The sequence below is a fragment of the Candidatus Sordicultor fermentans genome, from assembly GCF_012728195.1.
Lineage (GTDB): Bacteria > Atribacterota > Atribacteria > Atribacterales > Caldatribacteriaceae > Sordicultor > Sordicultor fermentans.
Genome location: NZ_JAAYFP010000021.1, coordinates 1 through 1,534 on the forward strand (window position 1 = coordinate 1; position 1,534 = coordinate 1,534).

1 protein-coding gene is annotated in these 1,534 nt (G+C 42.1%); it reads right to left on the minus strand.

Annotated features, from left to right (window positions below; translation table 11 throughout):
* Positions 1–400: 400 nt before the first annotated feature.
* A partial coding sequence (locus tag GXZ17_RS00990) for a TonB-dependent receptor plug domain-containing protein (RefSeq protein WP_409375426.1) occupies positions 401–1,534 on the minus strand: 1,134 nt, incomplete at its 5' end.

Consider the following 1,534-nt stretch of genomic DNA (forward strand, 5'->3'; position numbering starts at 1 on the left):
AAATTACTAATGCAACATAAATAGATTTGCCTTTCATTCTTCTCCAGTATCTCCCTATTAAAGACAGCCAAAAATAGACCTCATGCCCCTTCGGAGCACCAAATAACAATGAAAACCTGGGTCCATGCCTATGTTTCCCCCAGAAGGGGGGATTTCTAAAAGACCACCCTCACCTTAATCCTCTCCCGTCAAGGGCGAGAAAATCCTTTATATTTTTAGCCTTTTGGGGGGTTATAAGGGGGGCAGCGCCCCCATTATTGAGGAAAACGTTTCTCCTTCCTCAGTTATTAGCTTGTATTTTTAAGTTTTTTATTTTCATCTTTTCAGCCTTTAGTTTTTTCTTTTATCTTTGTTTTTTTTGGGGATTATAAAGGAATACTCCCCTTTATTGCTTGGTTAATTAAAAATTGGTGCTGATACCCAGCATAAATGTTCTACCTTGGATGGGATAACCACTTACTAACTCAGGCCGTTGATCGAATAGATTCTTAATTGAAAAGCTAAGTTTTATTTTTTGGTCGTTTTCATTCCCCAGGGTGAAGTCTCTGGTAATATTGGCATCAACGATATAGTAGTTTTCTAACCCATCCGGCCGGCCGGCTACTATATAACCATTAAGACCAGCGGTAAAATTATCTTGATCATCACCAATCTGGTCAGTATAGCTCAGACCCAAACCCCATTTATGATTAGGCTTTAATTGGTTATTTGTATCCAGGTCTTTGGCATCCAGATAGGTATAATTCAGGTTACCTCTGAAGTGTTGATTGAATTCCTTCTTAAGTAATACTTCTACTCCGTTTATCTGAGCCGAACCAATATTTGAAGGACGCCAAACGCCTTCGCTGTCCGGTGCCCAATTGATTAGCTGGCTAACATTATTTTGGAACACATTTAACTCGGCCTGGGTATCACCTTTATCATTAATAAAACGCAGCCCTGCTTCATGAGCCCAGGCGGTTTCTGGAAGCAAAGCCGGGTTACCACCTACATAACCATCCTCTGGCCAGTAAAGGTCGTCGTAGGTGGGAGCACGGTAGGCTCGGCCCATGGACGCATGAAAACTCAATTCATCCTGTAGGCGATAGGTAAAACCGACACGAGGATTAAGTTGTCCACCAAAAATCTGGTTATAGTCATAACGAACGCCAGCGGTCACTTTTAAATTCTCTAATTCAGCTGGTTGCCAACTGTCTTGGATAAAAGCAGCCCCGTTTAAATCTTGCCGGTAGCCAACTTCTGAACTATCTAACCGGTTGTGCTTTATCTCTGCTCCCCAAGTTAAAATATGTCCACTTTCTGTGCCTTCATCATTAAAGGAGAGATCGTATTTGGTATAATCGAAGGAAAGCCCCATCGTATACGTTTTGTGGGTGCTGGGACCGGTGTGTTTCCACTCGCCCGGATTATCATAGTAGCGTCTGTTAGTATCATGCCAAATCATTAGATTGATGTCGCGATCTTCCTCTTGTTTTTGCCATTTAAGGTTTACATTGAAATCACGGTCTTCTTGTTCTGCGTTGGGAGTAGGGTG